This is a genomic window from Halomonas terrestris (assembly GCF_049166755.1).
GTDB lineage: Bacteria > Pseudomonadota > Gammaproteobacteria > Pseudomonadales > Halomonadaceae > Halomonas.
The window spans coordinates 1-1,437 of the sequence record NZ_JBMHFZ010000053.1; the positions used below are offsets into that span (position 1 = coordinate 1).

Annotated in this window: 1 protein-coding gene; it reads left to right on the forward strand. The window is 66.2% G+C overall.

The window, feature by feature from the left end:
• A partial coding sequence (locus tag ACOMD9_RS21070) for a HelD family protein (protein WP_421417979.1) occupies positions 1-1,437 on the forward strand: 1,437 nt, incomplete at both ends.

Below are 1,437 nucleotides of genomic sequence, written 5' to 3' on the forward strand. Positions count from 1 at the left end.
ATCGTCGCCACCATCCAGCGCGACCAGAACGCCATCATCCGCAACGACGAGGCCCAGGCGCTGATCATCCAGGGGGTGGCCGGCTCCGGCAAGACCTCCATCGCCCTGCACCGCATCGCCTACCTGCTCTACCGCTTCAAGGAGAGCTTGCGCTCCGAGGACATCCTGATCATCTCGCCCAACCGGGTGTTCTCCGCCTACATCGCCAACGTGCTGCCGGAGCTCGGCGAGGAGACGGTCAACCAGGTCGGCATGGAGGAGCTGGCCGACGAGCTGCTCGAGGGCCAGTATCGCTTCGAGAGCTTCTTCGAGCAGACCACGGCGCTGCTGGAAAAGGACGACGAGGCGATGAAGGCGCGGCTGCGCTACAAGGCCTCGCCGGAGTTCCTGACCGAACTCGACCGCTACGCGGGCCACGTGGAGGCCAACCGCTTCGCCGCCGAGGACCTGTGGATCGCCCGGCGGCTGGTGCCCGCCTGGCTGCTCGAGGAGGTGTTCCGCAAGCATCGCCACCTGCCCACCAACGAACGGCTCAGGCAGGTGAGCTGGGAGATCGAGCGCAAGATCGGCAACCAGTACAACTACGACCTGGAGCCGGACGAGCGCAAGCAGCTCAAGGCGGCTCTCAAGACGATGCTCCGGCAGACCACCCTGCGCGAGACCTACAAGGGTTTCTACCACTGGCTGGGACGGCCCGAGCTGTTCAGGACCGCCTCGCGGGGGCGACTCGAGTACGCCGATGTCTTCCCGCTGATCTACCTGAAGATGCGCCTGGAGGGGGTGCGCTCGCGCTGGCGCGACGTCAAGCACCTGCTGATCGACGAGATGCAGGACTACACCCCGGTGCAGTACGCGGTGATCGGCCGGCTCTTCTCGTGCAAGAAGACCATCCTCGGCGACGCCTTCCAGTCGGTGAACCCCTACAGCGCCTCCAGGGCCGAGGAGATCCGCCGGGTGCTGCGCCGGTCCTCCTGCGTGACCCTCAACAAGAGCTACCGTTCGAGCCTTCAGATCACCCGCTTCGCCCAGCGTATCGCGCCCAACCCCGAGCTGGAGGCGATCGAGCGCCACGGCGAGGAGCCGCAGGTGATCAAGGCCCGCACCCGCAAGGAGGAGATTGCGACCATCGGCGAGCTGGCTCGTGACTTCACGGATTCCGAGCACCACACGCTCGGCATCATCTGCAAGACCCAGAAGCAGGCGACGAAGGTCTTCGAGGCCCTGGAGAGCGGCGAGCACGGTGAGTTCGAGCGGCTGCAGCTGCTCGGCGAGAAGAGCACCGCCTTCGGCCGGGGCATCGTCGTCTGCACCGCCCACATGGCCAAGGGCCTGGAGTTCGACCGGGTCATCGTCCCCGAGGTCACGGCGAAGCACTACGCCACCGACATGGAGCGCAACCTGCTCTACGTGGCCTGCACCCGGGCCATGCACCGCCTG